Below are 3,133 nucleotides of genomic sequence, written 5' to 3' on the forward strand. Positions count from 1 at the left end.
CCGCAGCCGGGGCACCGGTGCCCCGGCTGCGGCGAGCGCCTCGCGCCAGCCCCGCTCGCGCTCGGCGGCGGCGAACGAGCCCGCCGGTCCTGCCAGATGGTGGACCGTCTCGTGCCCGAGATCGAGGAGGTGGCTCACGGCCAGTCGCGCGCCGCCCGAGTGGTCGGTCTCGATGACACCGAAGCGGTCGTCGCGCGGCGAGTCCACGACCACCAGCGTCAGTCCCGCCGCGCGGAGGTCGGCCTCACGCACGCGCTCGGTCGCCTCGTTCAGCACGATCGCACCGTCGACACCCTGGTCGGACAGACGCTCGAAGGCGGCCGACACGTCGCCGTCGGCGCCGAGCGTCACGACGGTGAGGGCATAGCCGCGGGCGGCCGCGGCATCCGCCACCGCCTGCAGCATGCGGGAGTTGCCGACCGAGGCGAGGGTCGAGACGACCAGGCCGATGGTCTGGGTGCGACCGGTGCGGAGTGCCCGGGCCGCGCGATGCGGACGGTAGCCGAGTTCCGACATCGCCGACTCGACCCGCGTGCGGGTCTCGGGATCGACCCGCGGGCTCGCATTGACCACACGCGACACCGTCTGCCCCGAGACGCCGGCGCGCTGGGCGACATCCGCCATCGATACCCGCCTGGCCGTCATGCGCCACCCCTTTTCGGCTCGGATGCCGAGCGAAGCGTGGGCTGCGGCATCCGTGTTCTCCGATCGATGTTGACGCTAACATAGCTGACTTGCTACCGTGTTGACGTGAACACGCCTCTGGACGACCCTGCGACGTCTGCCCGCGAGCTCCCGGGCGAGGCGCTCGGCGCCGGTGTCGTCAAGCGCCCGACCCGGCTCGCCGACGGCCGCGACCTCATCTACTACGATGACCCCGGCACGACGCTCGGCCCGGAACGCGCCGTCGACGCACGCGAGCTCGGTCCCCGGCCCGAGACCGCCACCATGCGTCGCGACGTGCTCACCGGCGACTGGGTCTCGATCGCGGCGGCACGCCAGAACCGCGCATTCCTGCCGCCGGCCGAGCTCGACCCGCTCGCACCGCAGACGCCGACGAACCCGTCCGAGATCCCGTCGCGGTACGACGTCGCCGTGTTCGAGAACAAGTCGCCGTCGTTCGGTCCTGCGCTCGCGGAAGCCCGCGGCGACGCCCCGGCCGGCGCAGACGCGCCCCTCGACCTCGACGACCTCGTGACTCCCGGCCTCGGCCGCACGCGCACGAGCGTCGGCCGCTGCGAGGTCGTGTGCTTCAGTCCTGAGCACTCCGGCTCGTTCGGCTCCCTCTCCCGCACCCGCGCCCGCACGGTCATCGAGGCGTGGGCCGACCGCACGGCCGCGATGTCGGCCCTCCCGGGCATCGAGCAGGTCTTCCCGTTCGAGAACCGCGGCGAGGCGATCGGCGTCACCCTCCCCCACCCGCACGGGCAGATCTACGCGTACCCGTACATCACGCCGCGCACGACGAGCCTGCTCGCATCGATCGACCGCGAAGGACCCGACCTCTTCGAGCGCATCCTCGCGTTCGAGCGCGCCGGCGAGCGCGTGATCCTCGAGGGCGAGCACTGGACGGCGTTCGTGCCGTTCGCCGCGCGCTGGCCCATCGAGATCCACCTGCTGCCGCACCGCCACGTCGCCGACTTCGCCGCCACGACGGATGCCGAGCGCGACGAGCTCGCCCCGCTCTATCTGCGCCTGCTCCGTGGCGTGGACGCCCTCTACGGCTCGCCCACGCCGTACATCGCGGCCTGGCACCAGGCTCCGGTGCACCGTGGTCGCGACGCCGCGCGCCTGCACCTGCAGCTCACGTCGCCGCGCCGCGCGGCCGACAAGCTCAAGTTCCTCGCCGGATCCGAGGCCGCCATGGGCGCCTGGATCGGCGACATCCCGCCCGAGTCGGCCGCCGCGAAGCTGCGCGAGGCCGTCGCATCCATCCCCGAGGAGACCCTGTGACCGCCACCGACACCCGCGCCGCCGCGTCCGCCCGGGCGCTCTTCGCAGAACGGTTCGGCGCCGAGCCGGTCGGCACCTGGTCGGCACCGGGGCGCGTGAACCTCATCGGCGAGCACACCGACTACAACGACGGCTTCGTGCTGCCCTTCGCCATCCAGCACCGCACGCATGTCGCGCTCGCCCCTCGCTCCGACGGGGTCTTCCGCGTGCGGGTCGCCTCGACCTTCGACGACACGACGGCCGAGGTCCCGCTCGACGAGCTCGGCGCCCTCTTCCCCGAGCGGCGCGAGGCCGTCCCCGAGTGGGCCCGCTACCCGCTGGGGGTCGCGTGGGCGCTGCTCGCGGCATCCGGAACCGACCCGTCGACCGTCCCCGGCGTCGACCTCGCCTTCGCCTCCGACGTGCCCGTGGGCGCGGGGCTGTCGTCGTCGGCGGCGATCGAGGGCGCGACGGCGGTCGCCCTCGCCGACGCGTGGGGAATCAGCCTCGACCGCGTCGCGCTGGCGAAGGTCGGCCGCCGCGCCGAGAACGAGGCCGTCGGCGCCCCCACCGGCATCATGGACCAGATGGCGGCGCTCCTCGGCCGCGCCGACGCGGCGATCTTCCTCGATTGCCGCTCGCTCGACGCCCAGGTCATCGACCTCGGATTCGCGGATGCCGGAATCGAGCTCGTCGTCATCGACACCGGCGTGAAGCACTCGCACGCGACCGGCGGCTACGGAGAGCGCCGGGCGGCCTGCGAGCGCGGAGCCGCGGTGCTCGGGGTTCCCGCCCTGCGCGACGTGACCCTCGACGACCTGCCGCGCCTGGCCGAGATCGTCGACGATGTGACCTTCCGCCGAGTGCGCCACGTCGTCACCGAGGACCAGCGCGTGCTCGACACCGTGCGCACCATCCGCGAGCAGGGTCCGACCGCGATCGGCGACCTCCTCGTCGCGTCGCACGCCTCGATGCGCGACGACTTCGAGATCTCGGTGCCCGAGCTCGACACCGCGGTGGAGGCGGCGCTGTCCGCCGGCGCCATCGGCGCCCGCATGACGGGCGGCGGCTTCGGCGGCGCCGCGATCGCCCTGGTCGCCCGCGATCGGGTGCAGGCCGTGACGGATGCCGCCACCGCCGCCTTCGCATCGGCCGGCTTCGCCGCCCCCACGATCTTCACCGTGACCCCGTCCGCCGGCGC

General features: G+C 73.6%; 3 protein-coding genes. 2 read left to right on the forward strand and 1 reads right to left on the reverse strand.

The genetic code is table 11. The annotated features are described in order from the left end of the window. The coding region (locus ACI3KX_RS21940; RefSeq protein ID WP_404911075.1) for a LacI family DNA-binding transcriptional regulator at positions 1-645 on the reverse strand (645 nt) is incomplete at its 3' end. Between the two features lie 117 nt (positions 646-762). On the opposite strand from ACI3KX_RS21940, the gene galT reads away from it, so the two are divergent. Together galT and galK are read left to right on the forward strand one after the other, a co-directional pair. Next, the gene (gene galT / locus ACI3KX_RS21945; RefSeq protein ID WP_404911077.1) at positions 763-1,953 is read left to right on the forward strand and encodes a galactose-1-phosphate uridylyltransferase; all 1,191 of its coding nucleotides are present in this window, start codon (positions 763-765) and stop codon (positions 1,951-1,953) included. Continuing rightward, positions 1,950-3,133, forward strand: a 1,184-nt coding sequence (gene galK, locus ACI3KX_RS21950; protein ID WP_404911076.1) for a galactokinase, incomplete at its 3' end; no start/stop codon positions are given. The genes galT and galK, both read left to right, overlap by 4 nt.

It is taken from the genome of Microbacterium sp. ZW CA_36 (genome assembly GCF_044987475.1).
Classification (GTDB): Bacteria; Actinomycetota; Actinomycetes; order Actinomycetales; family Microbacteriaceae; genus Microbacterium.